The 25,938-nt window shown below is 58.5% G+C and carries 27 protein-coding genes; 12 read left to right on the top strand and 15 right to left on the bottom strand.

The genetic code is table 11. The annotated features are described in order from the left end of the window. Nucleotides 1-14: 14 nt before the first annotated feature. Complete coding sequence (htpX, locus tag HKK55_RS05885; protein WP_154745634.1) at nt 15-902, bottom strand: protease HtpX; 888 nt, start codon at nt 900-902, stop codon at nt 15-17. Between the two features lie 313 nt (nt 903-1,215). Beyond that, complete coding sequence (locus HKK55_RS05890) at nt 1,216-2,427, bottom strand: pyridoxal phosphate-dependent aminotransferase (protein ID WP_169353772.1); 1,212 nt, start codon at nt 2,425-2,427, stop codon at nt 1,216-1,218. A gap of 202 nt (nt 2,428-2,629) precedes the next feature. Here HKK55_RS05890 and msrB point away from each other — a divergent pair, with 202 nt between their 5' ends. The 3 genes from msrB (at nt 2,630) to HKK55_RS05905 (ending at nt 4,184) form a co-directional block, all read left to right on the top strand. Continuing rightward, the gene (gene msrB, locus HKK55_RS05895) at nt 2,630-3,022 is read left to right on the top strand and encodes a peptide-methionine (R)-S-oxide reductase MsrB (RefSeq protein ID WP_169353773.1); all 393 of its coding nucleotides are present in this window, start codon (nt 2,630-2,632) and stop codon (nt 3,020-3,022) included. A gap of 218 nt (nt 3,023-3,240) precedes the next feature. Then, nucleotides 3,241-3,726, top strand: coding sequence for a glutathione peroxidase (locus tag HKK55_RS05900; RefSeq protein ID WP_169353774.1), 486 nt, complete (start codon nt 3,241-3,243; stop codon nt 3,724-3,726). Further along, the gene (locus HKK55_RS05905; RefSeq protein WP_169353775.1) at nt 3,723-4,184 is read left to right on the top strand and encodes a MarR family winged helix-turn-helix transcriptional regulator; all 462 of its coding nucleotides are present in this window, start codon (nt 3,723-3,725) and stop codon (nt 4,182-4,184) included. The genes HKK55_RS05900 and HKK55_RS05905 overlap by 4 nt, the downstream gene beginning before the upstream one ends. On the opposite strand, the gene HKK55_RS05910 is transcribed toward HKK55_RS05905, so the two are convergent. Further along, on the bottom strand, nt 4,168-6,492 hold the full coding sequence (locus HKK55_RS05910) for an ATP-binding protein (RefSeq protein ID WP_169353776.1): 2,325 nt from the start codon (nt 6,490-6,492) through the stop codon (nt 4,168-4,170). The genes HKK55_RS05905 and HKK55_RS05910 overlap by 17 nt on opposite strands. 168 nt (nt 6,493-6,660) lie before the next feature. On the opposite strand from HKK55_RS05910, the gene HKK55_RS05915 reads away from it, so the two are divergent. Then, a complete protein-coding gene (locus tag HKK55_RS05915) occupies nt 6,661-7,551 on the top strand; it encodes an ATP-binding protein (protein ID WP_169353777.1) in 891 nt (296 codons plus the stop codon). Next, nucleotides 7,548-8,030: a GAF domain-containing protein gene (locus HKK55_RS05920; RefSeq protein ID WP_169353778.1), complete on the top strand. Its 483-nt coding sequence runs from the start codon at nt 7,548-7,550 to the stop codon at nt 8,028-8,030. Before HKK55_RS05915 ends, HKK55_RS05920 begins: the two co-directional genes overlap by 4 nt. Nucleotides 8,031-8,079: 49 nt before the next feature. On the opposite strand, the gene HKK55_RS05925 is transcribed toward HKK55_RS05920, so the two are convergent. The 8 genes from HKK55_RS05925 to HKK55_RS05960 all read right to left on the bottom strand — a co-directional run bounded on the left by HKK55_RS05925 (nt 8,080) and on the right by HKK55_RS05960 (nt 17,030). Further along, entirely contained in the window at nt 8,080-11,712 is a 3,633-nt protein-coding gene (locus HKK55_RS05925) for a transporter substrate-binding domain-containing protein (protein ID WP_169353779.1), read from the bottom strand. A gap of 8 nt (nt 11,713-11,720) precedes the next feature. Further along, a complete protein-coding gene (locus HKK55_RS05930; RefSeq protein ID WP_169353780.1) occupies nt 11,721-12,347 on the bottom strand; it encodes a response regulator transcription factor in 627 nt (208 codons plus the stop codon). A gap of 258 nt (nt 12,348-12,605) precedes the next feature. Beyond that, nucleotides 12,606-13,058 (bottom strand): response regulator, encoded by a 453-nt coding sequence (locus HKK55_RS05935; protein WP_169353781.1) that lies wholly within the window; start codon nt 13,056-13,058, stop codon nt 12,606-12,608. Between the two features lie 264 nt (nt 13,059-13,322). Continuing rightward, nucleotides 13,323-14,654 carry a deoxyguanosinetriphosphate triphosphohydrolase gene (locus HKK55_RS05940; protein ID WP_169353782.1) on the bottom strand — a complete coding sequence of 444 codons (1,332 nt, stop codon included), beginning with the start codon at nt 14,652-14,654 and terminating at the stop codon, nt 13,323-13,325. 70 nt (nt 14,655-14,724) lie between these two features. Continuing rightward, complete coding sequence (locus tag HKK55_RS05945) at nt 14,725-15,888, bottom strand: EAL domain-containing protein (protein WP_169353783.1); 1,164 nt, start codon at nt 15,886-15,888, stop codon at nt 14,725-14,727. Between the two features lie 100 nt (nt 15,889-15,988). Then, nucleotides 15,989-16,330: a hypothetical protein gene (locus HKK55_RS05950; RefSeq protein WP_169353784.1), complete on the bottom strand. Its 342-nt coding sequence runs from the start codon at nt 16,328-16,330 to the stop codon at nt 15,989-15,991. Beyond that, on the bottom strand, nt 16,327-16,713 hold the full coding sequence (locus tag HKK55_RS05955; RefSeq protein WP_169353785.1) for a phage holin family protein: 387 nt from the start codon (nt 16,711-16,713) through the stop codon (nt 16,327-16,329). Before HKK55_RS05955 ends, HKK55_RS05950 begins: the two co-directional genes overlap by 4 nt. 2 nt (nt 16,714-16,715) lie before the next feature. After that, the gene (locus HKK55_RS05960; RefSeq protein WP_154745646.1) at nt 16,716-17,030 is read right to left on the bottom strand and encodes a YqjD family protein; all 315 of its coding nucleotides are present in this window, start codon (nt 17,028-17,030) and stop codon (nt 16,716-16,718) included. Between the two features lie 340 nt (nt 17,031-17,370). Here HKK55_RS05960 and HKK55_RS05965 point away from each other — a divergent pair, with 340 nt between their 5' ends. From HKK55_RS05965 to HKK55_RS05980, 4 genes are all read left to right on the top strand, one after another. Next, nucleotides 17,371-18,579, top strand: coding sequence for an ammonium transporter (locus HKK55_RS05965; RefSeq protein ID WP_169353786.1), 1,209 nt, complete (start codon nt 17,371-17,373; stop codon nt 18,577-18,579). Nucleotides 18,580-18,653: 74 nt separating this feature from the next. Beyond that, entirely contained in the window at nt 18,654-18,890 is a 237-nt protein-coding gene (locus HKK55_RS05970; RefSeq protein WP_169353787.1) for a glutaredoxin family protein, read from the top strand. Nucleotides 18,891-18,965: 75 nt separating this feature from the next. Then, complete coding sequence (locus HKK55_RS05975) at nt 18,966-19,301, top strand: transcriptional regulator (protein ID WP_169353788.1); 336 nt, start codon at nt 18,966-18,968, stop codon at nt 19,299-19,301. 72 nt (nt 19,302-19,373) lie between these two features. After that, a complete protein-coding gene (locus HKK55_RS05980; protein ID WP_169353789.1) occupies nt 19,374-20,264 on the top strand; it encodes a pseudouridine synthase in 891 nt (296 codons plus the stop codon). 55 nt (nt 20,265-20,319) lie between these two features. Here HKK55_RS05980 and HKK55_RS05985 read toward each other — a convergent pair whose 3' ends face one another. Both HKK55_RS05985 and mobA read right to left on the bottom strand, forming a co-directional pair. Continuing rightward, nucleotides 20,320-20,541 carry a YgdI/YgdR family lipoprotein gene (locus HKK55_RS05985; protein WP_065901933.1) on the bottom strand — a complete coding sequence of 74 codons (222 nt, stop codon included), beginning with the start codon at nt 20,539-20,541 and terminating at the stop codon, nt 20,320-20,322. A gap of 80 nt (nt 20,542-20,621) precedes the next feature. Then, nucleotides 20,622-21,224, bottom strand: coding sequence for a molybdenum cofactor guanylyltransferase MobA (mobA, locus tag HKK55_RS05990; RefSeq protein ID WP_169353790.1), 603 nt, complete (start codon nt 21,222-21,224; stop codon nt 20,622-20,624). A 76-nt stretch (nt 21,225-21,300) separates the two neighbouring features. Here mobA and moaB point away from each other — a divergent pair, with 76 nt between their 5' ends. From moaB to yegS, 3 genes are all read left to right on the top strand, one after another. Next, complete coding sequence (moaB, locus tag HKK55_RS05995) at nt 21,301-21,840, top strand: molybdenum cofactor biosynthesis protein B (RefSeq protein ID WP_169353791.1); 540 nt, start codon at nt 21,301-21,303, stop codon at nt 21,838-21,840. Next, a complete protein-coding gene (glp, locus tag HKK55_RS06000; RefSeq protein ID WP_169353792.1) occupies nt 21,824-23,050 on the top strand; it encodes a gephyrin-like molybdotransferase Glp in 1,227 nt (408 codons plus the stop codon). The genes moaB and glp overlap by 17 nt, the downstream gene beginning before the upstream one ends. A gap of 77 nt (nt 23,051-23,127) precedes the next feature. Further along, nucleotides 23,128-24,030, top strand: a complete 903-nt coding sequence (gene yegS / locus HKK55_RS06005) for a lipid kinase YegS (protein WP_169353793.1) — start codon at nt 23,128-23,130, stop codon at nt 24,028-24,030. Here yegS and HKK55_RS06010 read toward each other — a convergent pair. Beyond that, nucleotides 24,014-24,673, bottom strand: a complete 660-nt coding sequence (locus HKK55_RS06010; RefSeq protein WP_169353794.1) for a response regulator transcription factor — start codon at nt 24,671-24,673, stop codon at nt 24,014-24,016. The two genes, yegS and HKK55_RS06010, sit on opposite strands and share 17 nt — an antisense overlap. Then, a complete protein-coding gene (locus HKK55_RS06015; RefSeq protein WP_169357790.1) occupies nt 24,670-25,563 on the bottom strand; it encodes a sensor histidine kinase in 894 nt (297 codons plus the stop codon). The genes HKK55_RS06010 and HKK55_RS06015 overlap by 4 nt, the downstream gene beginning before the upstream one ends. Between the last annotated feature and the right edge of the window lie 375 nt (nt 25,564-25,938).

Here is a 25,938-nt window from a genome sequence, read left to right on the forward strand (position 1 = left end):
ATTGCTGCGGACTATCAGCCCCGACGACGCAGGGCGTCGATCCGCTCTTCCAGCGGCGGGTGGCTCATGAACATGCGAGCCAGGCCTTGCTTGACGCCACCGTTGATGCCGAAGGCGTTCAGGGTGTCGGGCATGTGCACTGGCAGGCCCTGTTCGGAGCGCAGGCGCTGCAGAGCACCGATCATCGCATTGGTGCCCGCCAGGCGCGCACCGGCTTCGTCAGCACGGAACTCCCGTTTGCGCGAGAACCACATCACGATCGAGCTGGCGAGGAAGCCCAATACCAGTTCGGCGAAGATCGTTGCTACATAGTAGGCAATACCCTGACCACCTTCGTTCTTGAAGATCACCTTGTCGACGAAGTTGCCGATGATTCGAGCGAAGAACATCACGAAGGTGTTCACCACGCCCTGAACCAGCGCCAGGGTGACCATGTCACCATTGGCCACGTGGCCGATTTCGTGGGCCAGCACGGCCTTGACTTCGTCGGGCGAGAAACGCTCCAGCAAGCCCTGGCTAACGGCTACAAGAGCATCGTTCTTGTTCCAGCCGGTGGCGAAGGCATTGGCTTCATAAGCCGGGAAGATCCCGACCTCGGGCATCTTGATTCCGGCTTCACGGGACAATTGTTCGACGGTTTGCAGCAACCATTGCTCATGCCGGGTACGTGGCTGAGTAATGATTTGGGTGCTGGTGCTCATCTTCGCCATCCACTTGGAGATGAACAGCGAGAAAATCGAGCCGGCGAAACCAAAGACCGCACAGAAAACCAGCAGCTGATTGAGGTTGAGATCAACCCCGTTGGCCGCCATGAACCCGTTGAAGCCGAAAAGGCTCAGGGTGATGCTGGCAATCAGCACGACCGCCAGGTTAGTGGCCAAGAACAGCAGGATGCGCATCATGGTTGTAGAGTTCTCCTCATGCTTAATATGTCGCGTACTGCGGGGTATATAAGGTGCGGCACGGGGCTATTCAACCGAGCGACTATTTCAAACTGTGTCCTACAGCCTGAATGTAGAGCCTTGAAGGGATATTCCGATCCCGGATGCTGGTCGTTATGCTCGCCCCGTTGCCTTACAGCCCTGTAATTATTGGGTGGAAGGTTACCAAGATTGAGACCAGCAGGGGTGAAGGTGTTTGTGCCCGCATCGGGCAGAGAAGTGTTGCCAGATAATCGCTGTACGACCATAGGTGGGCCGTACAGCGCAAAGGCCATTACTGGCGATAGGATTTCAGGAAGTTCCCGATGCGACCTATGGCCATGTCCAGGTCATCCACTCGTGGCAAGGTCACCACGCGGAAGTGATCAGGCCACGGCCAGTTGAACGCAGTGCCTTGGACGACCAGCAGCTTTTCCGACAGCAGCAGGTCGAGCACGAACTTTTCGTCGTTGTGGATCGGGCAGACCTTCGGGTCGATCCGCGGGAAGGCATACAGCGCACCCATGGGCTTGACGCAGCTCACGCCGGGAATGTCATTGAGCAGTTCCCAGGTCCGGTTGCGTTGCTCCAGCAGTCGGCCCTGCGGCAACACCAGGTCATTGATGCTCTGGTAGCCGCCAAGGGCGGTTTGGATCGCATGTTGGCTCGGTACGTTGGCACAGAGGCGCATGTTGGCCAGCATGTCGATGCCTTCGATGTAGCTCTGGGCATTGTGCTTGGGACCGGAGATGGCGATCCAGCCGGAGCGGAAACCCGCTACCCGATAGGATTTGGACAGGCCGTTGAAGGTCAGGCACAACAGGTCTGGCGCCAACGATGCGGTGCAGATATGCACGGCATCATCGTAGAGGATCTTGTCGTAGATCTCGTCGGAGAACACCACCAGGTTGTGTTGGCGCGCCAACTCCAGCATGCCCAGCAGCACTTCTTTGGAGTACACGGCGCCGGTAGGGTTGTTCGGGTTGATGATCACCAGGGCCTTGGTGTTCGGGGTGATCTTGGCCTTGATGTCGGCCAGGTCCGGAAACCAGTCGGCTCCCTCGTCGCAGAGGTAATGCACCGGATGGCCACCCGCCAGCGTCACGGCGGCGGTCCACAGCGGATAGTCGGGTGCCGGTACCAGCACTTCGTCGCCGTTGTTGAGCAGGGCCTGCATGGACATGACGATCAGTTCGGAAACGCCGTTGCCCAGGTAGATGTCTTCAATGCCGACACCTTCGACCTGCTTTTGCTGGTAATACTGCATCACGGCCTTGCGCGCACTGAACAGGCCTTTGGAGTCGCTGTAGCCCTGGGCGGTGGGCAGGTTGCGGATCACGTCCTGGAGGATTTCATCGGGCGCTTCGAAACCAAAGGGTGCCGGGTTGCCAATGTTCAGCTTGAGGATGCGATGGCCTTCCTCTTCCAGGCGTTTGGCGTGCTTGAGCACTGGGCCGCGAATGTCGTAGCAGACGTTGGCGAGCTTGTTCGATTTGCTGACCTGCATGGCGATGTGATCCTGAAAATGAACGATCCAGACGGTGTGAAGACAACCGTACTGTGAATCCTGCGTTGGGTGCATCCATAAATACGTTTGAATGCCGGTAACGCGGGTGCCAGACTGGCGTTTTGACGAGGCGCAATCATACGTGCCGCCTGATCCATGGAAAAGACACAGATCAGGCTTTTTCAGTTGCCGAGGTATACCGATGGAAAAGTTGCAGAAAACCGTTGATGAGTGGAAGGCGATGCTCGACCCGGAACAATACAACGTGTGCCGCCTCAAAGGCACCGAGCGGCCTTTTTCCGGCAAATACAACGGCACCAAGACCGATGGCGTTTACCACTGCATTTGTTGCAACGAACCGCTGTTCGATTCCAAGGCGAAGTTTGACTCCGGTTGCGGTTGGCCCAGCTTTTACGAGCCGATTGCCGAGCAAGCGATGGTCGAGATTCGTGATGTAAGCCACGGCATGATCCGCACCGAAGTCACCTGCGCCAAATGCGATGCGCATCTGGGGCACGTATTCCCTGATGGACCGCCGCCCACTGGTTTGCGCTATTGCATCAATTCGGTGTGCCTGGACTTGGTTGCGCGCTAGATTTGCTCCTGTAGCCGCTGCCGAGGTACGAGGCTGCGATGCGGTCCACAGGGCCGCCCAAAGGGCCGCTTGTCGCAATGCCCCACCCAGTTCATCGCAGCCTCGTACCTCGGCAGCGGCTGCAACGTTATAGGCGTTGATAAGTTCGGGTAATTAAATTGCACACAATTGAATTGAGCGCTATGTTTTGCCTTCTTCTCTACTTTTGAGGCACCGCCATGAGCGACAACTTGCTGAGTATTCCTTGCACCACCATCAAGGGTGATCAGAAGACCTTGGCCGATTTCTCTGGCAAGGCAATCCTGGTGGTCAATACGGCCAGCAAATGCGGGTTCACCCCTCAGTACAAAGGCCTGGAGCAGCTCTGGCAGCAGTACAAGGATCAGGGGTTGGTGGTGCTGGGCTTTCCGTGCAACCAGTTCGGCAAACAGGAGCCAGGTAATGAGGGTGCTATTTCCGAGTTTTGCGAGCTGAGCTACGGTGTCAGCTTCCCGCTGTTCAAGAAGATCGATGTCAACGGTGACGCCGCTCACCCATTGTTCGTGCAACTGAAAAAACAAGCGCCGGGGTTGCTGGGTTCCAAGGGTATCAAGTGGAACTTCACCAAGTTTCTCATTGGTCGCGACGGTCAGGTGGTCAAGCGCTTTGCGCCCACCACCAAGCCCCAGGACCTGACGCAAGAGATTGAAGCGCTGCTCAAATGACGGATCTGTCCATCGAGTCGCTGGCCCTTGATAACCAGTTGTGTTTCAAACTGTACGCCGCGTCACGGGCGGTGACGCGAGCCTATAAGCCGATGCTTGATCAGTTGGGCCTGACCTACCCGCAGTACCTGGCGATGCTGGTGCTGTGGGAATGGCAGGATGCTGCGCCGGCACAACCGACGGTCAAGGCTCTGGGTGAGCGTCTGTTGCTTGACTCCGGCACGTTGACGCCGCTGCTCAAGCGCCTTGAGCAGCTCGCCCTGATCAAGCGTCAGCGTAGCCATCGGGATGAGCGTGAGGTGCACTTGAGCCTGTCCGAGGAGGGCAGGCGCCTGCGCGATCAAGTCCAGCCGCTCAAGACACGCCTGTTGTGTGACACCGGCGTCGACCTGCGCCAGGCCGATGCGTTGCGTCTGGGGCTGGATCAATTGCTCAAGCAGATCAAAGACTGGTCGTAGTCGGTACCCATAGGTCGATCAGGGCCTTGAGTTCTTCCCGGCGAAAGGGTTTGGCCAGGTAATCGTTCATCCCCGCGGCCCTGCAGCGTTCCCGTTCTTCGGACAAGGCGTTGGCCGTCAGTGCGACGATCGGCAGCTCCGGCCAGCGCCCGCTGCGACGGATCTGTCGACTCGCCTCATAGCCGTCCATGACGGGCATGTTGCAGTCCATCAACACCATGTCGAAGCTTTGCTCCTCAAGCCGCTTGAGTGCCTCGCCACCATGGGCGGCGACGATGACCTCGCAACCGAGTTTGCCGAGCATGCCCTTGGCGACCAGTTGATTGACCGGGTTGTCCTCCACCAGCAAGATGCGCGCCCGGTGGGCGAGAGGGGCGGTTTCCAACTGGGCGAGATCAAGGATCAGCTCCGAGTCGGGGCGTAAGTTGCGCTGCAGAATTTGGTACAGCGCAGTGCGACTCAAAGGCCGCGCCTGCTGTTGCAGAGGGGCCAGGGCCGCTACTTCTTCGTTGGGCATGAAGCTGCCATAGGCGGTGACCAGCAGGATGGGGGCGGTAATACCTGGGCGCAGGCGGAACAGGCATTCGGGGCAGTCGGTGATCAGCAGGTCGGGGCTTATCCCGCTCAAATCGTCGTCGATGGTGTAGCAACGCAGGGTCAGCCCCCAGCTTGGCAGCAAGGTGGTCAGCAACTCCGCCAGGCCACTGCTGGTACTGGTAATGACAACCACCTCACCTGCCAGAGGCACCTGACGTGCTGCGGGTGTATGGGCAGGCAGCGGCAAGTCGGCGGTGAACTGGCTGCCGAAGCCGGTTTCCGAGCTGATGCTCAGGCGACCGTGCATGGCCTCGCAAAGGTTGCGGGTCAGGGCCAGCCCCAGCCCGGTTCCGCCGAACTGGCGCGTGATGCCAGCACCCGCTTGGGTGAACGGCTGGAAGATCTTGACCTGGGCGTCCTGTGCAATGCCGATCCCGGTGTCACAGACTTCGATCCGGATGCCACCGTTTTGCACGCGCAGCCGTACATCCACCCGGCCAAAGCGGGTGAACTTCAAGGCATTGGAGAGCAGGTTGCTGACGATTTGCCGCACCCGGGTTGGATCGCCCAGCACTTGGGCGGGAAATTGCGGCTCGATCAGGCAGGTCAATTCGACACTGGGGGCGGCGTTTTGCGATAGCAGATTGGCCGTGTCTTCCACCAGTGCACCCAGGTCAAAGGGGATGTTCTCCAGCTCTAGTTGCCCGGCATCGAACTTCGACAGGTCGAGAATATCGTTCAGTAATTCCACCAGCACTTTGCCGGAGTCATGGGCAATCGACAGTTGCTGGCGTTGTTCCGCATTCAGTGGACTGTCCAGAGACAAGGCGATCATGCCCAAGAGGCCATTGAGCGGTGTGCGGATTTCGTGGCTCATGTTGGCCAGGAACGCAGCCCGCGCCTGGGCCATGCCCAGCGCAGTCATCTTTGCCGCTTCCAGTTCTTCATTGGAGCGGCTTAACCGTTGATTGATAGTCTTGAGCTCGGTGGTGCGGGCTGAAACGATGTTTTCCAGTTGCCCGAGGTACTCGGTCAGGCGGTCCTCTGCTTGTCGGCGCTGCTGGATTTCGGTCTGCATGTTTTCGAACTGTTGGTTGGCGACGTTGACCAGCACGCCGATTTCGTCGTGCTCGTGACCCGGAGGGCAGTCCAAGTGGGGCTGCGGTATGCCGCGAGGATTGCGTGTGCTCAGTTCGCGGATAATTCGCACCAACGGTTGGGTCAGCATCACGTAGAACAAGCCCAGCAGGATGCCGGTCAGGATCAGGCTGCGGGCAAAACCATTGAGCAGGGTGATCTCTGCTCGGTGCAGGAAGCGGCTGCCAAAGGCGTAGGTGTCTACGTCAAGACGCAAGACCCCGAGAGACTCGGTGGGCATATGGGTGAGATACAGCCGGTCTTCGAACTGGCGGTTGGCGCCGAACAGGAAGTCGCTGATGGGGCGGTAGCTGCTTTCCTTGCGTGGTCGATCAACGTCAGCCAGCACGGTGCCGTTATTGTCGATCAGTTGCGCATGGATGATGGCGGGGGAGTGCAGCAGGCCCAGCGTCAACTCTTGGGCCAGCTCGGCGTCGATGTTGTAGGCGATGCGGGAGGCCGGGTTATGACTGATTTCAAGCAGCGAACGTATTTCCCGGTTGATGGACGCGTCTTCGCTGGCATAATCGATCCAGATTTGGATCAGGCTGAGCAAGGTTCCCAATACGAAACCGACCAGCACAGTCAGTCTGGCTTGTTTATAAGACAAGCGGTGGGCGAACTTGATATCCATCGGGTGCTGAACCACTTTGCGTTTCCCTTCGCCCGGCAAGCATAGCTGAATATCCGAAGCTATCGGCTTTGCCCGGCATGAATCGATTTATTCGGGTGCAGCCCTGTACGGTCTGCCTCAGGGTTGCCAATACGCCATCTTTTACAAGAACTTGCCAGAGGAATAGTCGTGGATTCTCGATTGAATGCCTTTCTTGAGCGTGCCGATGCCGTGCTTGCTCGCTTGGAACCCTTGTTACCCGCACCGCGCCAAGCCATTGACTGGAACCAGTGCCTGGCCGCCCGTTGGCAGCGTGAAGGCCGCAGCGGCTTTTTATTGCCACTGGAAGTGAGCTTGGACATGCGTCTTTCCGATTTGATCGGTGTGGACAAGCAACGTGAGCAGTTGGCCCGGAACACCCAACAGTTTCTCGATGGGCTGCCCGCTAACCATGCCTTGCTCTGGGGCTCGCGAGGCACTGGCAAATCCTCCCTGGTCCGTGCCTTGCTGGCCCAGCACGCCAAGGCCGGTCTGCGCTTGATCGAGATCGAACGCGATCACCTGGCCGATCTGCCGCGGGTGGTCGAACAACTGGTCAAGTTGCCACAGCGCTTTGTGCTGTTTTGCGATGACTTGTCTTTCGAGGCCGGTGAAAGCGATTACCGGGTCCTCAAGAGCGTTCTCGATGGCTCGCTGGAACAGGCACCGGAAAACGTCTTGCTGTATGCCACGTCCAACCGCCGCCACCTGGTTCCGGAAAACCAGAGCGACAATGAGAACTGGAAAATGGTGGATGGCGAGTTGCATCCCAATGAGGCAGTGGAAGACAAGATCGCCTTGTCCGACCGTTTCGGTTTGTGGCTCTCGTTCTATCCGTTCAATCAAGAGCACTTTCTCGATGTGGTTGAGCACTGGATCGGTGAGTTGGCGAGCAAGGCCGGTTTGCAGTGGCAGCGTGATGAAGCGCTGGACATCCTCGCGGTGCGCTGGGCAACCGGGCGCGGTAATCGTAACGGCCGTTGCGCTTATCAGTTTGCCCGTTACTGGGTGGGCCTGAAGTTACTGGAGCGTCAGTCATGATCGATTTGCAACAGGCCGGAACCGGCCTTGATGGCTACGCCATGCTCTGCGCCCAGCTTGAGTCCTTGCTGGCCGATGAGCGTGATTTCATTGCCAATGCTGCGCAGTTTTCCGCGTTTCTGTTCAACCAATTGGACGATTTGAACTGGGCGGGTTTTTACCTCAATCGCAATGAGGAGCTGGTGCTCGGGCCTTTCCAGGGCCAGATCGCCTGCGTACGCATTCCATTTGGGCGTGGGGTATGTGGTGCTGCGGCAGCCACACGGCAAACCCAGCGCGTGGAGGATGTGCATGCATTCGCGGGGCATATTGCCTGTGACAGTGCGTCGAATAGTGAGCTGGTGGTTCCGTTGGTCAAGGAGGGACGGCTGATCGGAGTGCTGGACCTGGACAGCCCTTCGTTGGCGCGGTTTACCTTGCAGGATCAGGTTGGCATTGAACAACTGGCGGCCATTTTCCTGCGGTTGACCGAGTGCTGATAGCGTGATCCCTTGCAGGAGCGAGCAATCTCGCTCCTGCAATTGCTTGTTAACGATCCTCCAGGCTGGTTAGTTGCGTCTGCAACATCCTTTCCAGCTCAAGCATGGACTTTTCCGTGGCCTTGACACCCGCTTCGATGGTTGTCGGGTTGGTGCCGTGGGCACAGACTTGCTCCAGGGCTTCGCATTGTGCGGCCAGCGCATCGGCCTGGACTATGCGGGCTGCGCCCTTGATCTTGTGAGCCAGCTCAATGAGTTCCTGAGGGGAGCCTTGTCTTGCCAGCAAGGCCATAAGCTCCTGACGATCGTGGCGACTGCTACTCAACAACTCTTCCAATAAGCGTCGACTCAACTGCGGATCGCCTCCTGTCAGGGCATCCAGGCTACCTGGATCGAAGAGTTTGCCCGTAGGGGGCGGTCCGATTTTCGCCAGCTCTCGCTCCAGCGCAGTGAGGCTGATGGGCTTGAACAGGCAGTCATTCATGCCGGCTTGCGCACAACGCTGTTTCTCCTCAGGTTGGGCATTGGCGGTGAAGCCCAGGATGATACAAGGGGGCATCTGTTCTCGTTGCTCGTACTCCCGAATCGAACGACTCAACTCGTAGCCATTCATGATGGGCATATTGCAGTCGGCAATCACGAGGTCGAAGTGTTCCTGGCGCCATGCTTGAAAACCTGCTGCGCCATGGGCGGCAGCGGTGAACTGGTGACCGAGGAAGCCCAGTTGCTGGCACATAAGCAAGCGATTGGCTGGATGATCGTCCACCACCAGCACGTTGAGTACCGGGGCGGGGGCCACTTGCGCTGGCTTGTATTCGTCCACGACTTTTACAGGGGGCAGACAGGTCATCTTCAGGGCGATATGCACCTGGGTTCCTACCATGGGAACGCTGCTCAGGCTCAGTTGGCCGCCCATCATCGCGCACAGGCTGCGGCAAATCACCAGGCCCAGGCCAGCGCCGCTTCTGGCCAGGTGGCCTGAGTTGTCTGCCTGGGCAAAGGGCTCGAATAGCCGTTGCTGATCGTCTCGACTGATCCCTATGCCCGTGTCCTCCACCACCAGTTTCATCTGGACTTGCTGCGGTAGCGCCGTGGCTTCCACATCGACCTTGACCTTCACCTGGCCGCGCTCGGTGAACTTGATGGCATTGCTCACCAGGTTGGAAAGTACCTGCTTGAAGCGCAACGGATCGATCAGCACGTCGGTGTCTTCGATGTCGGGATTGAATTCCAGTATCAGGCTGAGGGTTTTCTGTCGTGCCAGCCCGTCGAAGACGCGTACTACCGATTCGATCACTTCGCGCAGATTGACGCGCTCCGGGGCCAGGCTCAATCGGCCGGACTCGATTCGCGCGATGTCGAGGATATCGCCGATCAATTCCAGGAGGTCTTTCGCCGAGTTGTAGGCCACCTCAATGGCCGGCCGGTCCAGATGACCATGATCGGCACGCTTGAGGGTCAACTCAAGCATGCCGATGACCGCATTCATCGGTGTGCGGATTTCATGGCTCATGGTGGCGAGGAAGGTACTTTTCGCTCGGTTGGCTTCATCGGCACGTTCCTTGGCGGCGCGAAGTTCATCGAAGAGTTGGCGCCGTTCGCTGATATCGATCCAGCCACCAATGATGCCCTGGACCTCGCCGGTGGAGTCGCGGTACGGAAGAATCCAGTGATAGATCGTCAGCTTTTTCCCTTGGATATGCAGGGCACGATCAAGGATCAACGGATTGCCCTCAGCCACCACTCGCTGATAGTCGGCGTGGTATTGCGCGGCCTCTATTTCGAGGGTCTGGCTCATCTGGATGACGCTTTTGCCAATCACGTCTTCGCGCTTGGCGTTGAAAACCTGCAGGTAACTGTCATTGCAGGTCTGCAGCAAGCCGTCGCGATCGCGCACGTAAATCGGATGTGGTGTTTCATTGACCAGCGCCCGCATGAATTCGAACTGGTCGTTGAGGGCGCGCTCAGCCATTTGTCTCTGCTTGATTTGTCGGCGCATGTACGCGTTCCACGTCAAGGAGATCAATAGCAGCAGCCCGGTCCCCACGATGATCTGGCCAATCAAGTTGTGATAGTTGCGCCAGTAGCTGTCGGATGCGGCGGTGTAGCCGCGCCAGCGACTGTTGATAATCCCCAGCTCATCCGGAGCAATGCTCAGTAGTGCCTTGTCGAGAATTGAGCTCAGCTCGGTGGCGCTGCGTGATGTGGCCAGAGCAAAAGAAGCGGGCAGCGTGCCGATGCTGGAGGTGATCTGCAGTTTGTCCTGAAACATCAACGAGGAAAGAAAGTAGTTGGCGATCACCAGCGAGTTCACGGCACCTTCCACTTGGCCTTGGGCCAGCAATTCCGAGGCCTTGAATGTATCGCTGGTTTCCACCAGTTGGATCTGCGGAAACTCCTCGCGAAGGCCTTTTACCAGCGGATTGCCTTGAGTGATTGCCAGGCGCTTGCCTGCCATTTGCTCAAGGTTCAAAGGCATCCCCGGCTCTTTACGTGTCAGCAGCACGTAGGAGTTTTCCAAGTATGGGCGGCTGAAGTTCAGATAGGACTCTCGCTCGGCGCTGGGGGTGATAGCCCCAATAATGTCAGCCTTGTGGGCGTTGATCTGGTCGATCATGGCGCTGACGTCGCGAGTGCGCTGAACGTCGAAGCGCAGGCCGGTGCGCAGTCGAATCAACTCCAGAAGGTCGGCGGTGATGCCGCGGAAATTGCCGTCTGCGTCGAAGAAAGTCAGTGGTGCGAAGGTTTCATTCACCACGACTTTTACCACCGGGTTCTCTTTCAGCCAGCGCTCTTCGCGCTGGGTCAGTTGCAGCTTGTGATCGGTCAGCAATATATCGCTGCCGGCGCTCCAGCGTTTAGCGATGCTGTCCCGTTCATGGGTGGACACGCTGACAAGCACCAAGTCGACGATGCTTCGGAGCAAATGCTGATCCTTGCGCAAGGCAAAGCTGAATCCGTAAGCCTCATGTTTGCCAAAATTGGCCATGCGAATATTTTTCAGGTAGCCCTTGTTGATCATGTAGTGGGTTGAAATGGTATCGCCGAGAAAGACGTCGGCTTGGTCGAATGCAACGGCACTCAAGGCATTTTGATAGGACGGGTAGGCCTGGATGATCGCTTTTGGGTACAGCGCTTCTACTTCTTCCTGCGGCAGGTAATGGTAGACAAGGCTTAATCGCAGGCCTGCAAGCCCATCGCGAAGGCCGCGGCTTTCCCCTTCGCGAGTGACCAATACCGGTTGGTCCACAGCGTAGGGTGCCGACAGAGCCAGGTTGGGGTTTACAGCCTCAAAGCCATTGGCGGAGCCAAGAAGATCGATTTGTCCGGCTTCAAGAGCCTGGATAGCAGCCTCTCGGGTAGGGTAACGCAACACTTTGACAGGCAATGCCAGGGCCTTGGCTAACAGGCCTGCGTAATCGGCGGTCAACCCTTCGTAATCATGACCGCTGGAGGTGATATCGAAGGGCGGGTAGTCGGGTGCCGAGGTGCCTAGCACCAATTCGCGCTTGCCCTGTAGCCATTGGCGCTGAGCCTTGTCCAGTTGGCTCTCCAGTTGGATGGAACCTGCGCGGCTCAGTAGCGTGTAATATTTTGGAGTGGTTTGAGCAGCAGATACAGTAGTGCTTAAGCACAAGCCGGCACTCAATATAATTAAATAGTCCTTTAAACGCCTGGGCATCCGATCTCTCACACTAGCGCGTTGCGTTTTGCCAGCTCGATAAGCTCTACCAAGGACTTGGCTTTCAGTTTTTGCATAAGTCGTTTCTTGTAAGTACTGACAGTTTTGTTGCTGAGGAACATACCTTTGGCAATTTCCTTGTTTGTCCGGCCTTGTGCAAAAAGTTGCAAGACCATGAGTTCGCGATCGTTCACAGCCTTGAAAAGTTCCAGCTCTTCATTGATGCCGGTTTCTGCACCGTTACCATTCAGTGCCTGGCTTGGGAAGTAGTTGTAACCGGATAGGACGGCCCGGATGGCACTCAGCAGTTCACTTAAGTCGCCTTCCTTGCAAACATAGCCATCTGCACCTGACCGCATGCAGCGTGTGGCGAAGAGTGCAGGGCATTGAGCCGTCAGGACTAACGTCTTTATCGGGGTACTCATCGAGTTGAACCGGCATAGAACTTCAAGGCCGTCCAGTTTTGGAATGCTAATGTCGAGAATTATCAGGTCCGGCAGGCATTCCCTGACCATTTGGATTGCATCGCAGCCATTATCAGTTTCTCCAACTACTTTATAACCTTCGTGCTCTAACAGCATTCGCAATGCAAGTCGGATGACAGGGTGGTCGTCGATAATAAAAACTGAGTTCATGATCAAATCCCATACGAGCGTAAATAAAGCGGGCACATTAGCTCACATGGCGATGAAGGAGGATGAACTGAATGTGGAACAAGCATGAAACAGGAATTTTCCTACATTAAAAAAAGCATAGGATTACCTGTTGTTGGGGCTTTATTGGTTGGGGTGTAAGAAAATCGCGCTCACAAATTTGAAATATGAGCGACAGCTTCTGGGTGGCTTTGCGGTACTGATTTTTCGTAGTGTTTGGATGTTTAATATCCTACGTCGTTATGTAATGTGTCTGCTTCCAGTTGTTATGGTCTCAGTCTCGCAGCGGGACGATTTCCCCTTACAAGGTTTTGATTGGCTTATCAGCACTTGCAACGCCTCATTATTGAGCGGTTTTGCCAAGTAGCCCAATAGCGGGAAGTCACGTTGCAGAGCCTGGACTTTCAGGCTTTCCAGTTCGTTGGCAGGTAGGCCGCTTAATAATATGGCGGCCTTTATGAAACCTCTACGGTGGGCTATTTCTATCAGCTCAATCCCTGGTAGATCCGGCAAACATTGATCACAGAGCAGAATGTCGAATGGCATTTCGGTTTGAGTCATCAGTCTGAGGGCCTGTTCGGCGTTTTCAGCGGGCGTCAATTGGTGATAGCCAGCATTTTTCAGCAAACATTGGGTGGCCAACAGTTGAAAGGGGTGGTCCTCCACCAGCAGGATGCGTAGTTGTTTGAGCATAGGTTCGTCCATGGCAACGGGCATAGGCCCTGAAGTTGCTCCACCAAGGGGGCTTCACAGTTTATGAATGAGAAGTTGATTGGCCCATCAGAGGGTGGGCGTAGGAGTTGGCCGATAGGGTGGATAAGAGCGCGCGTGATTATTCATCGGGCGTTTGCAGAAGTTCGATCAGGCTGCTCTGTTCTCTTCGTAGGGCGATTCTTTGAGCGGTTGAAAACCCTGGTTGGAAAGCAGCAAGCCAGGGTCTTCGTCTAGAGCAATGGATTACTGAGGGCTGGAGCGCCCAGTCATTTCTCGCGCCATCTCCGTGGCGTAGCTATCGGTCATGCCGGCGATGAAGTCGATCATCCGCAGAAACGACGAGTGCAGCGGCCAGGCTGGATCGGGTGCGTTGTTACCCAGCAAGTCCAGGATGCGCCGGTTCTTGAAGGAGGGTGTGCGACCGCCGTGCTGTTCCAGGGCGGCACCGCAGAAAGCGTTCAAGAGAATTTCGAGGGTGGTGTAGGCGCCGATCTCATGCAGGGTCTTGCGTTTGTCCTGAAAGATCTTATTGCGGGCCATGTCCTTGGCGTTCAAGACGCAACGCTTGGCAGGGCCGTGCATATGTTCTACCAGGTCGCCCGGCAGGGTGCCGGCCAAGAGCGCCTCTTGTTGTTCGACGAACGCTCGCGCCGCTGCGTTGGTCAGGTGCTCGATGGCCTTGCCTCGCAGAATGGCCAGTTTACGGCGCCGGGAGTCCAGTGGGCCCAGTTGCCGATAGGTTTCCGGCAAATCGTCGCCAACTAGATCCAGTAACAGCGATTCGACTTCGGCGTACTCCAGCAGGTCCATTTCCAGGCCGTCTTCGAGGTCAATCAACGCGTAGCAGATATCGTCGGCGGCCTCCATCAGGTAAACCAGAGGATGTCGTGCCCAACGCTGTTCTTCCAGTTGTGGCAGGCCGAGTTTATGGGCGATCTGCTCAAGGATCGGCAGCTCGCTCTGGTAACAGCCGAACTTGTGTTTCTTGTAGCCCAGGGAGTCGGCGTGGCGCGCAGTCCAGGGGTACTTCAGGTACGTGCCCAGGGTGGCGAAGGTGAGGCGTGTACCGCCGTCGAACTGATGGTATTCCAGCTGTGTCAGGACCCGGAACCCCTGGGCGTTGCCTTCGAAATTGAGGAAGTCATTGCGCTCGGCGTTGCTCATGTCATCCAGCCAGCCACGGCCTGCGGCCTGTTGGAACCAGTGGCGAATGGCATCTTCACCGGAGTGGCCGAATGGCGGGTTGCCAATGTCATGGGCCAGGCAGGCCGATTGCACCACCATGCCCAGATCGCTCGGATCGCACCAGTCGGGTAGTGCGCTGCGGATAGTTTCGCCCACACGCATGCCCAGGGAGCGGCCGACACAGCTGACTTCCAGGGAGTGGGTCAGTCGGGTGTGGATATGGTCGTTGCTGGAGACTGGATGCACCTGGGTCTTGCGGCCCAGGCGGCGAAACGCCCCGGAGAAGATGATGCGGTCATGGTCTTTGTGAAAAGGGCTGCGCCCCAGTTCTTCTGGGCTGTGCAGGGGCTTTCCAAGGCGTTCGCGGGTAAGCAGGGTGGGCCAATCCAAGGCGGGTACTCTCCGTGCGGTGAATGACGTGCCCCAGCTTCCCGGTTCAGCCCCGTGGGTGCAAGAAAAACTACAAGCCGGCGGCATCGATATCGATAAGCAGCAAGCGTTGACCGTTATCGAAGAATTGCCCGGCAGTCAGGCAGTACTGGTTGGTGGTGGCGTCGCGATAGGTGGAGGACAGCGTCAGGCGACGCTCTTCCCAGCCTTCTGCCAGCAAGTAATAAAAATACGGACGCCACGACCAGTTATGGCCCAGATAGCGACTGTCGGCCTGCCAGGCGCCTTGGCGCCATTCGAAGTTGGGCGTCAGTTGGGTGCCATGCCGATCACATTGATAAAAACGCAGCAGCCAGGGAAAGGCGGGTAGTTGGGGCAGGTGGCTGAGGGGCGCCTGGGCCAGGGCCCAGGTTTGCAGGATGAGCATCAACTCGGCCAGTTGCTGGCGCAGTACCATGATGCGCCCGCGTTCAGCCAGCTTCTGGCGGACGTACGCGGTACGGAGCTGGGCGAAGCGTGCAACGAAAGCATCGGTGGCGAACCAGTCCAACTGGGCCCGGGCAAACAGATAGCCCTGGACATAGCGTGAGCCACATTCGAGGGCAAAGCTTAGTTGCGCCTCGGTTTCAACGCCTTCGGCAATGATCCAGCAACCGGTTTTTTCCGCCATTTGCGCCAGCGCCCGCACCACGTCACTGCTGGGGCCACCACGGGCGGCTGCCTGGAACAGGCGCATATCCAGCTTGAGGATATCCGGTTGCAAGGCCAGTACTCGGTCAAGCTGTGAATAGCCGGCACCAAAGTCGTCGATGGCGATTCGCACGCCGGCGTCGCGATAACGCTCCACCACGTCGGCCAGGCGCCGGCTGTCGCCCCCCAGTTCGGTGATTTCAAAGACGATGCGTCGCGGGTCAACGCCATGCGCCTGCAATTGCATCAGGCTGGGCAGTGTCTGGCCCGGACGCAGGCGGGTGATCCAGCGCGGAGAGATATTCAGGCTCAGGAACCAGTCTTCAGGCGCTTCATGCAGTCGGCTCAAGGCGTTGTCGCGGATCTGTCGATCCAGGCGACGCAGCGCCACCGCCGGGCTACGCGGGTCGGAAAACAGTGGGCCCACCGAGCGCAGTTGACCGTCGGCCTGGCGCAAGCGCCCCAAGGCTTCGACACCGGCGATGCGGCCGGTGGCGGTATCAATGAATGGCTGGAAACAGGCAAGCGGTTGCCCATCGATCACAGAGCCTCCTTAAAAACTGGAAAAGGGACGGGCATAAAAAAGGCCCGACCCTTGAGAGGGGCCGGGCCTGATCCGTTAGCAAGAATACGGCCAGTGTGGCTTAACCCTTGCGCGCAGCGCCTTGCATGGCCAGTTTGATCAGCGGTATCAGACCGGCACCGAGCCGCACGAGGCGAGTCAGGGTCCCGATGCTGCCGCCCTTGGCGCCTTTACCGGTGAGAAAGCCCAGCAGTGTCACCACACCCACGCCCCACAGCGGCGCATGTTTGATGCCGAAGCCGTCCTGCCAGCTTTGGCCCATGTTGCGGACCTTTTGCAGGGGCGCCAGCAGTTGCTGGGATTCATGCCGAATTTCCTGGCGGTGCATTTCCATGCGCAAGCGGATCAGTGCTTTGCGCATTTCCCGCCGGGACGCGGTTTGCGGAATTTCAGTCAGGCTCATGGCAACAGGCGCTCCCGGTCGTTGGCCAGCTCTTCGAGGGTGGCGTGGAAAGGAGTGGACTCATCGAAGATGGCTGCCTTCAAGCGCAAGCCACAGAATGCCGCTGCCAGCACATAAAAGGCACACAGGCTGATAATCCCGGTCAGGCGATAGGTGTCCCAGACCAGAATCATCACCAGTGCCGACAAGCCCACCAGCAACAGCAAGGCAAACACCAGCGCCAGGCCTGCGAACAACAGGAGGCTGACCGTGCGGGCTTTCTGTTCCTGCAACTCGATGCCAAACAGCTCGACATGACTGTGGAGCAAACCCAGAACAGCAGCGCCCAGGCGCCGCGAAGTAGAACTTGAGCCCGTGGACGAGCCGGATTCGCCGATAGACATGATTAGCGCCTTGTGGCCAGCAGGCCGATCAGAAAGCCCACGCCGGCGGCAATGCCGACGGACTGCCAAGGGTTGGCCTGCACATAGTCTTCGGTCGCCGTGACCGCTGCTTTGCCGCGCTCGCGCAGCGAGTCTTCGGTCAGTTGCAGGGTTTCACGGGCCTTGAGCAGGCTCTCGTGGATTTTCGAGCGCAATTCGTCAGCCTGGTCACCGGCCAGTACGGCCGTGTCGTCCAACAGTTTTTCGGTATCGCTGACCAGGGTTTGAAAGTCCTCCATCAGTATTTCTTGAGCAGTCTTTGCCGTTTTGCTGGCCATGGGTATCTCCGTGAGTGGCTATCTGATGTTTTCGAGTCACCGGCATCGGTGAAGGTTCACTGCAATTGTCTGGTACAGCTTTTGCTTTGCCTTGGTGCGCAAGCCCCTGGGTTTGCGCTGAATTTGGGCGGTAAGGCCTTGAGCCTTCAAAAACCTTACCTTAAATCACTAAAACTCGCGGAAAAACCCTGCCGGGAACTGCCTTCTTCATTGAGCGCTGCGCTAAAGCGGTTCACGCCTTCTACAGAAGGCCTGGACTGTCGGTGCCAATTTAGTGCGCAAATGAAGAGCATGAACTGCTTTGGTGCTTTTTCCTGAATATGCAGGCCTGCCAACCTCCATGGAAAATTTGCAAAGTGCAGTGGACACACTGGTCCATAGCTCCAACACCCTGTTTATTCTGATGGGTGCGGTCATGGTCCTGGCCATGCATGCCGGCTTCGCGTTTCTTGAAGTCGGCACGGTACGGCAGAAGAATCAGGTCAACGCCCTGTCGAAAATCCTCAGTGACTTCGCCATCTCGACCCTGGCCTATTTCTTTATAGGCTATTGGATCTCCTATGGGGTCAGCTTCATGCAACCGGCGGCGGTCATCAGCGCGGACCACGGTTATGGCCTGGTGAAGTTCTTTTTCCTGCTGACGTTCGCGGCCGCTATCCCGGCGATTATTTCCGGCGGCATTGCCGAGCGTGCACGTTTTGCGCCGCAACTGTGTGCCACTGCGTTGATCGTGGCGTTCATCTACCCGTTTTTCGAGGGCATGGTGTGGAACGGCAATTACGGTTTGCAAGCCTGGCTGCTCGCTACCTTCGGCGCCAGCTTCCATGACTTTGCAGGTTCTGTGGTGGTGCATGCCATGGGCGGCTGGCTGGCGCTGGCGGCGGTGCTGTTGCTGGGGCCGCGCCAGGGTCGTTATCGGGAAGGGCGCCTGGTGGCGTTTGCGCCGTCGAGCATTCCTTTTCTGGCGCTGGGCTCGTGGATCCTGATTGTCGGCTGGTTCGGGTTTAACGTCATGAGTGCGCAAACCCTGCCTGGGGTGAGCGGCCTGGTGGCGGTCAACTCGCTGATGGCCATGGTTGGCGGCACAGTGGCGGCGCTGGTGATCGGGCGCAATGACCCGGGGTTTCTGCACAATGGTCCGCTTGCCGGGTTGGTAGCGATCTGCGCGGGCTCCGATCTGATGCACCCGGTGGGGGCGCTGGTCACCGGCGCAGTGGCGGGCGGCCTGTTCGTCTGGTGCTTCATCGCGGCCCAGGATCGCTGGAAAATTGATGACGTGCTGGGTGTCTGGCCGCTTCATGGCCTGTGCGGTGTATGGGGCGGGATCGCCTGCGGGATATTCGGCCAGACGGCTTTGGGCGGGCTGGGTGGCGTCAGTTTGATCAGCCAATTGATCGGTACCGCATTGGGTGTTGTCGTGGCCCTGGCGGGCGGGTTTTTGGTGTATGGGGTGATCAAGCGCGTTTATGGCCTGCGCTTGAGTCAGGAGGAGGAGTATTACGGCGCGGACTTGTCGATACACAAGATTGGAGCCGTCAGTCAGGATTGATTGGCACCGCTGGCTCGACGATGTTTTTCCCGAGGCCTAGAATGGACGCCTATTCCTTTTAGGGTCCGTTTGCCATGCCTCCTGAATGCCAGTTGTTCGGCACCTTGGGCTGCCATCTCTGTGAGCTTGCTGAAGCTGAAGTCATGCCGTTGGTCGATCATGGGCTGCTGGTGGAGTTGGTGGACATCGCCGACTCCGAGACCCTGTACGAAGCCTACGGCCTGCGTATTCCGGTGCTGCGCCGGGTGGATACGGGGGAAGAGCTGGGCTGGCCTTTCGATACCGAACAGGTCGTGGCTTTCCTGCTCTAGGACTAATCCAATGGCGGGCTCCCGATTATTCGGTTACTGTATGTTTGTACAGCGATTGAATGAGAGGGAACGCCCGTGGTGAATGTCGAACAACTGAAAAGCAGCGTCAATCGCATGTCCGCCGACGTCGTGGGCGATGCGGTGAACGAGCTGCGCCTCGATGGCCTGGTCACGGAAGGCAAGACGCCCTTTAACAAAGTGCATTTCAATACCTGCTTTGCCGAGATCGAGGCGTTGTTCCAGCGCGCTGGGTATCACAAGCAACTGGATGTGGTGGGGTATCAGGGGCTGCTCTATGCCTTGTATGACCCGGGACGCTGGGAGGCCGTGGATGTGCTGCGCTGGCTCAAGGAGTTCACCGAGGCCGCCAGTGCGTCGCCGGTGTTGCGGGCACAATTGGCCAAGGCTTGAGATCTCTCCTAGGCCTGATCCAACGACATGCGGGATAATGCCCGCTTGTATTTTCAGGCCTTGAGCATGCCCATGTCCGCATCCGGTTTTTCCGCTTCCCAGCATCAAGCCAGCACCTTGTATTTGCCACCCGGCACCTGGGCGACGGTGCTGGACTGTCTGTGCGAGCATTTTCGCGCTATCGGCCGTGAACAATGGCTGGACCGCATTGCCCGGGGGCGCGTGCTTGATGTGAACGGTGCGCCCATCCGCCTGGACCTGGCCTACAAGGAAGGCCTGTGCATCTACTATTTTCGCGAAGTGCCGAACGAGAAACCGATCCCGGTCCAGGAAACGATCCTGTATGCCGATGAGCATCTGGTGGTGGCGGACAAGCCGCATTTCCTGCCGGTGACCCCGGCCGGCGAGTATGTCGAGCAGACCCTGTTGCGCCGGTTGATCCGTCGCCTGGACAACCCGTCGCTGGTGCCGCTGCACCGCATCGATCGCCACACGGCGGGGCTGGTACTGTTTTCGGCGAATCCACAAAGTCGCTCGGCGTATCAGCAGCTGTTTCCGACACGCAAGATCGACAAGTTCTATGAAGCCATCGCGCCAGCGTTGCCGGGACTGACCTTTCCGTTAGTGCACAAAAGCCGGCTGGTCGATGGTGAGCCGTTTTTTCGCATGCAGGAAGGTCCCGGTGCGAGCAACACCGAAACGGCGGTTGAGGTGCGGGAGGAAAATGGCGATCTGTGGCGTTACGGGCTGTTCCCGGTTACCGGCAAGAAGCACCAGTTGCGGGTTCATATGACAGCGCTGGGGGCCAGTATCTGCAATGATCCTTTCTACCCCGATGTCATCAAGGATGCCGAGGATGACTATGCCAATCCCCTCAAGCTATTGGCCCAGGGCGTACGCTTTATTGACCCGGTAAGCGGGCTGGAGCGCACCTTCAAGAGCGAGATTTCCCTCGATTGGTAATCCCCCGAAAACAACAAGGCCCGCACATGGCGGGCCTTGTTTGCAAGCGTAAGGCTTACAGGTCTTTAACGGTGCGAACCTGATCTTTGTTGATACGGGTCTGCTTGCCGTCAAGTTGTTCGAACTCGTAGAAGCCCGAAGCCTTGTCGAATTTAGGGGTGTCGACGGCCTGGATTTCGCGACCGTCATTCAGGGTGATCACTGTTGGCGAGGCGCAACCGGCAAGGGTAGCGAGGCCCAGTGCAAGCATGAGAGCGGCGATGGTCCGTTGAGTCATGAGTTTGTCTCCAAGAAAATACTTTTTTGAGTGCTGACCTTGTGACGTATACAACGCCCGCAAAGTTCCTTGTTCGAGGATCATTCTGACACGCTGGGCGGGCGGTGCAACAACTCTGGTGTATTGAGGTTGGCCAGGCGTGGGTCGTTGGCGGGGCAGTCCAGGGCCTTTGCCCCCAGCGCCAGCATGATTTGGCGCGGGCTGCGCTCACCGGCCTGCCAGGCACGTTCGATGTTGTCGCGCAAACCGGTCGGGATGACACAGAGCAGGGGCTCCCAGAAATCACCGTGGCGTACCATCAACGGCTGTTGTGGATTGTGCTGTGCTGCCGTGCGCAGATCGGCCAGCAGTTGCTCATCGATTTGCGGCACATCGCACGGTAGGACCAACAAATGCGTGTGACGAGCGACGGCCAATCCCGCCCGGATGCCGGCCAAGGGGCCCGGGAAGTCGGGGCTGTCGTCGCTAATCAACTGATCGGCGTAAGGCGCGTACTGTGGCTGGTTACGGTTGCACGAGATGATCAGGTCATCGGTCAGGGGGCGCACCAGACGGTGCAGATGGGCAATCAGCGGTTGTCCGTGCCAGTCGAGCAAGCCCTTGTCCTGGCCGCCCATGCGCTGCCCACGACCGCCGGCCAGCAGCAGGATCGAACAGGGAGGTAGGGAAGAATTCAGTGGCATGACGGCTCCGCAGCGGCAGTGAAATAGGGGCCTGTGATATAACATCAGGCTGTTTCTACGACAACCGGACCGAGCCATGAAAGCCAAGGCTGATGCGCCTTTCGTACCCCTGAATATCGCTGTATTGACCGTCAGCGACACCCGCACCCTTGAAACCGATACCTCGGGGCAGGTCTTCGTTGACCGCCTGGTCGCCGCCGGCCACCTGCTGGCTGAGCGCGTTCTGCTTAAAGATGATCTGTACAAAATCCGTGCGCAAGTGGCGCACTGGATTGCCGAAGACGTGGTGCAAGTGGTGTTGATCACCGGCGGCACCGGCTTCACCGGTCGAGACAGTACGCCGGAAGCCGTCAGTTGTTTGCTGGACAAGCAGGTCGACGGCTTTGGCGAGCTGTTCCGGCAAATTTCCGTGGCTGATATTGGCACCTCCACCGTGCAATCCCGTGCCCTGGCCGGCTTGGCCAATGGCACCTTGGTGTGCTGCCTGCCAGGTTCCACCAATGCGGTGCGTACCGGCTGGGACGGGATCCTCGCCGAGCAACTGGATAACCGTCATCGCCCGTGCAACTTTGTCCCGCACCTGAAGCAGGCCGAGCCCTGTGAATCCCGTGGATAAGCCGGGCAAGACGGGCGTGCTGATGCCTGTGGAGCAAGCACTCGAGCGCCTACTGGCAATGGCTGATGCGGCACCGATCCGCGAACAGGAGAGCCTGCCATTGGCCGAATGCGACGGTCGGGTCCTGGCTCAGGCGCTGGTTTCGACCCTTGATTTGCCGCCCTGGCCCAACAGTGCCATGGATGGATACGCACTGCGTGTGGCGGATTGGAGCGGCGAGCCTCTGGTGGTAAGCCAGCGCATTTTTGCCGGCCAGGCACCGCAGCCGTTGGTGCCCGGAACCTGCGTCCGAATCTTTACCGGAGCCCCGGTGCCTGAAGGCGCCGACTGCGTGGAAATGCAGGAAAACGCCGAGGTGCAGGCCGATCAGCGGGTGCGCTTTACCGAAACCCTGCAGGCGGGACAGAACATCCGTCCTCAGGGCCAGGAAACCACTGTCGGTGATCAAGTGCTGTCGACTGGAACGCGTCTGGGGCCGATCGAGTTGGGGCTTGCGGCCTCTCTGGGGTGTGATTGCCTGGAAGTCGTGCGGCGCCCTCGGGTGGCCGTCCTGTCCACCGGTGACGAGTTGATCGAGCCTGGCTTGCCGCTGGGCCCCGGACAGATTTACAACAGCAACCGCCGTGTGTTGTGCAGTTGGCTGGCGCGCCTGGGCTGTGAAGTGGTTGATGCCGGTATCTTGCCGGATGACCTGGAGCAAACCCGCGCACGCCTGGGCGCGTTGGGATCGGTAGACCTGATTCTCTCCACCGGCGGTGTGTCGGTGGGTGAGGCGGACTTTCTGGGCATCGCATTGCGCGAAGAAGGCGAACTGGCGCTGTGGAAGCTGGCCATCAAGCCCGGCAAGCCGCTGACCTTTGGTCATTTCCGTGGTGTGCCGGTGATCGGTTTGCCGGGTAATCCGGCCTCTACGCTGGTGACGTTTGCCTTGCTGGCACGCCCCTACTTGTTGCGTCGTCTGGGAGTCGAGGACGTGCAACCGTTGAGCTTCGAGGTGCCGGTGGGGTTCACGTGGGCCGTGGCGGGCAACCGTCGAGAGTACCTGCGCGGGCGCCTGGAGCAGGGACGCGCTGTGATCTACCGCAACCAGAGCTCTGGTGTGTTGCGCAGTGCGGCTTGGGCCGAAGGTCTGGTGGAGGTGCTTGAGGGCACGACGTTGGCAGAGGGTGATCGCGTCAACTTCATTCCGTTGAGCGAGGTGTTGAACTAATTCTGCAATCCGATGGCTTTTTTTCCATCGCTCAAGGTCCACATCCCTCAGGACCTGAACGATAGGAGCTTCATCCCATGAGCAAGCCCAAGGCGCTGCTGATCCTGCACGGCAAGCAAGCCCTCAACGAGCAGGTGCGCTCGGCGGTGCAAAGCAAACGCGAACAAGGTTGGGAGTTGGACGTGCGCGTGACGTGGGAGGGCGGCGATGCCCGGCGCCTGGTCGACGAGGCATTGGTGGCCGGCTACACTCGACTCATCGCGGGCGGTGGTGACGGTACGCTGCGGGATGTCGCCGAAGCGATGGCCCACGCCAAGACCGATGCGAGCCTGGTATTGATGCCTCTGGGCACCGCCAATGACTTTGCCCGGGCAGCCGGGGTTCCGCTGGAGCCTGAGCGAGCCCTGGATTTACTGGCGGTGCCGGCCCGTGCCATCGACCTGGGCGAGGTGGGAGGGCAAATATTTCTCAACATGGCCACCGGTGGTTTTGGTAGCCAAGTCACCGCCAATACCTCGGAGGACCTGAAGAAGGTCCTTGGCGGCGCCGCTTACTTGTTTACTGGACTTTCGCGCTTTAACGAATTGCATGCCGCCTACGGCGAATTGCAGGGGCCGGACTTTCATTGGCGCGGCGAGTTGCTGGCCTTGGGGATCGGTAACGGTCGTCAGGCCGGCGGCGGGCATGTGTTGTGTCCAGGGGCCCTGGCCGACGATGGTTTGTTGGATATCAGCATTCTGCCGGCGCCGCAGGAAGTGGTCGGTACCCTGCGGGACTTGATGACCGATGGCTGGGGTCTGGACAACCTGTTTGTCCGCGCGCGCTTGCCCTGGGTGGAAATCAAGGTCGCCGAAGGGTTGTACATCAACCTTGATGGCGAGCCAATCAAGGGCAATGACCTGCGGTTCTCGGCGCTACCCCGGGCTTTGAAGGTCCACCTGCCGGCGGATTCGCCGCTACTGGTCAGTCGTCCAGGCTGATGATCTGCTCGCGCACGGCAAACAGCACCAGGCCGGCCACGTCGAAAATCTGCAGGCGCTTCATGATTTGCGAACGGTGGGCTTCCACGGTCTTGATGCTCAAGCCCAGGCCGTTGGCGATTTCCCGGGTGGACTTGCCGCGCACGATCAGGCGCAGTATTTCCAACTGACGCGCCGTCAGGTTATGGCTGTGGCGCGCGGGGGAGGTGAGGCCGTGGTTACGGACCAGTGCCTGGTTGATGACGGTGTGGGCGATGGCTGGGCTCAGGTAACGCTCGTTATTGCGCAAGGCCAGCAGCGCATGCTCCAGCTCATTGGCGGTGGTGTCCTTGAGCAGGTAGCCATGGGCGCCGGATTCCAGGGCACGCATGATCAATTCCGGATCCGTGTGCATCGACAGGATCAGCACTTTGCTTTTGGGGTAGGCGCGCTTGAGCTGCTGCAAGGCGTCGAGCCCACCGGTGTGCTTCATCGACAGGTCCAGCAGTACGATGTCGGGTTGCAGGGCATCGAATTGTGCCAGCACCTGATCGCCATCGTTGGCTTCGCCGATCACCGCGTAGCCAGGAATATCCAGGATCAGCGCACGTACGCCAGCCCTGATCAATGCGTGGTCATCCACCAGGAGTAAGTTACAGGTCACTCTAGAACCTTATGGGAGCTGGCCCGTTCGAGGGCGCGAGGCGCCCAGGGAAAAAGAGCCTCGATCCGTGTCCCTTTGCCTGGCTGGCTGTTGATAGACAACGTGCCTCCCAGTTGATCGATTCGCTCGGACATGCCGGCCATGCCCCGTTGCCCTTCCAGGCCAGGGTTGATAGCGGGCGAGAACCCCAGGCCGTCATCGCCGATAGTGAGCGACAAGCCCTGCGGCAGGCGCTGCAGGCGTACCAGCAGATTGCGCGCCTGGGCATGGCGCAGCATGTTGGTGACCGCCTCCTGAGTGATACGAAAGGCCGCCACGGCCATCTCTTCCGGAATGCCGGTCAGGCGCTGCTGGCATTCCAGGCTCCAATTTACCTTGGTGTTTTCCAGGGTTTTGAGCAGGTGGGCTCTGAGACTGGCTTCCAGACCCAGGCTGGCCAGTTGCCGGGGATTGAGGATGGCCGATACATCACGCACCTTGGCCAGGGTTTCGTTCAAGGTGCTGCACAGCACCGAACACTGGTCTTGCAATTCTTCCGGCAGGCGGCGTTTGAGCCATTCACTTTGCAGCTTGGCGGCCGTCAGCAGTTGGCCGATATCGTCATGCAGTTCGCGGCTCAAACGATGGCGCTCGTTTTCCTGGACTTGCAGCAGGCGGTCCGCCAACTCCTGAGGCTGAAACTTGATGGACTTGCGGGCTCGCCAGTGTTGCAGGGCGGTCGCGACAAGGGTGGCCAGGTTCAGTATCAGCAGCGATAGGGGCAATCGGGCCGAATGCGCATAGACCCAAAGGCTGGCCAGGGCTGTGCAAAGGCACAGGGCGTGGGTCAGCCAGCACCCATTGCGACGGGACACGGACCTTGCGATGAGTGACTTGAGGCTGGCGTACATAGCGGATGGAGCCAATGAATGTTCGCTGCGGGTAGACCGGTCACGGCGACTGACTGGACTCTGTCTGGAAAGCGTGACCGGGCCATGATCCGGGTTCAACCCAGGGTTTACAGGGCGTTGAGGCTGACGCGGGCTTGAGGTGCTTTTCACGTTGTCAGGCATCATGAAGCCGGGTCACTTCGAGCACGGCATGGTATCACCACAATGACCGTTGGTCGCCTGGCGTTGTTCTCGGTGAGGGGTGTCAATCAAGGCATATCCTGAGCATTAGTCCCACTGTTCCAAGAATGGGAAGTTGTATTATTAGAATTGTTTTGTATTGTTATTACCATTGCTGGCCTATTGATCTCGCCAACAAACCGGCATGCGGATTAG

This window comes from Pseudomonas sp. ADAK18 (assembly GCF_012935695.1).
Classification (GTDB): domain Bacteria; phylum Pseudomonadota; class Gammaproteobacteria; order Pseudomonadales; family Pseudomonadaceae; genus Aquipseudomonas.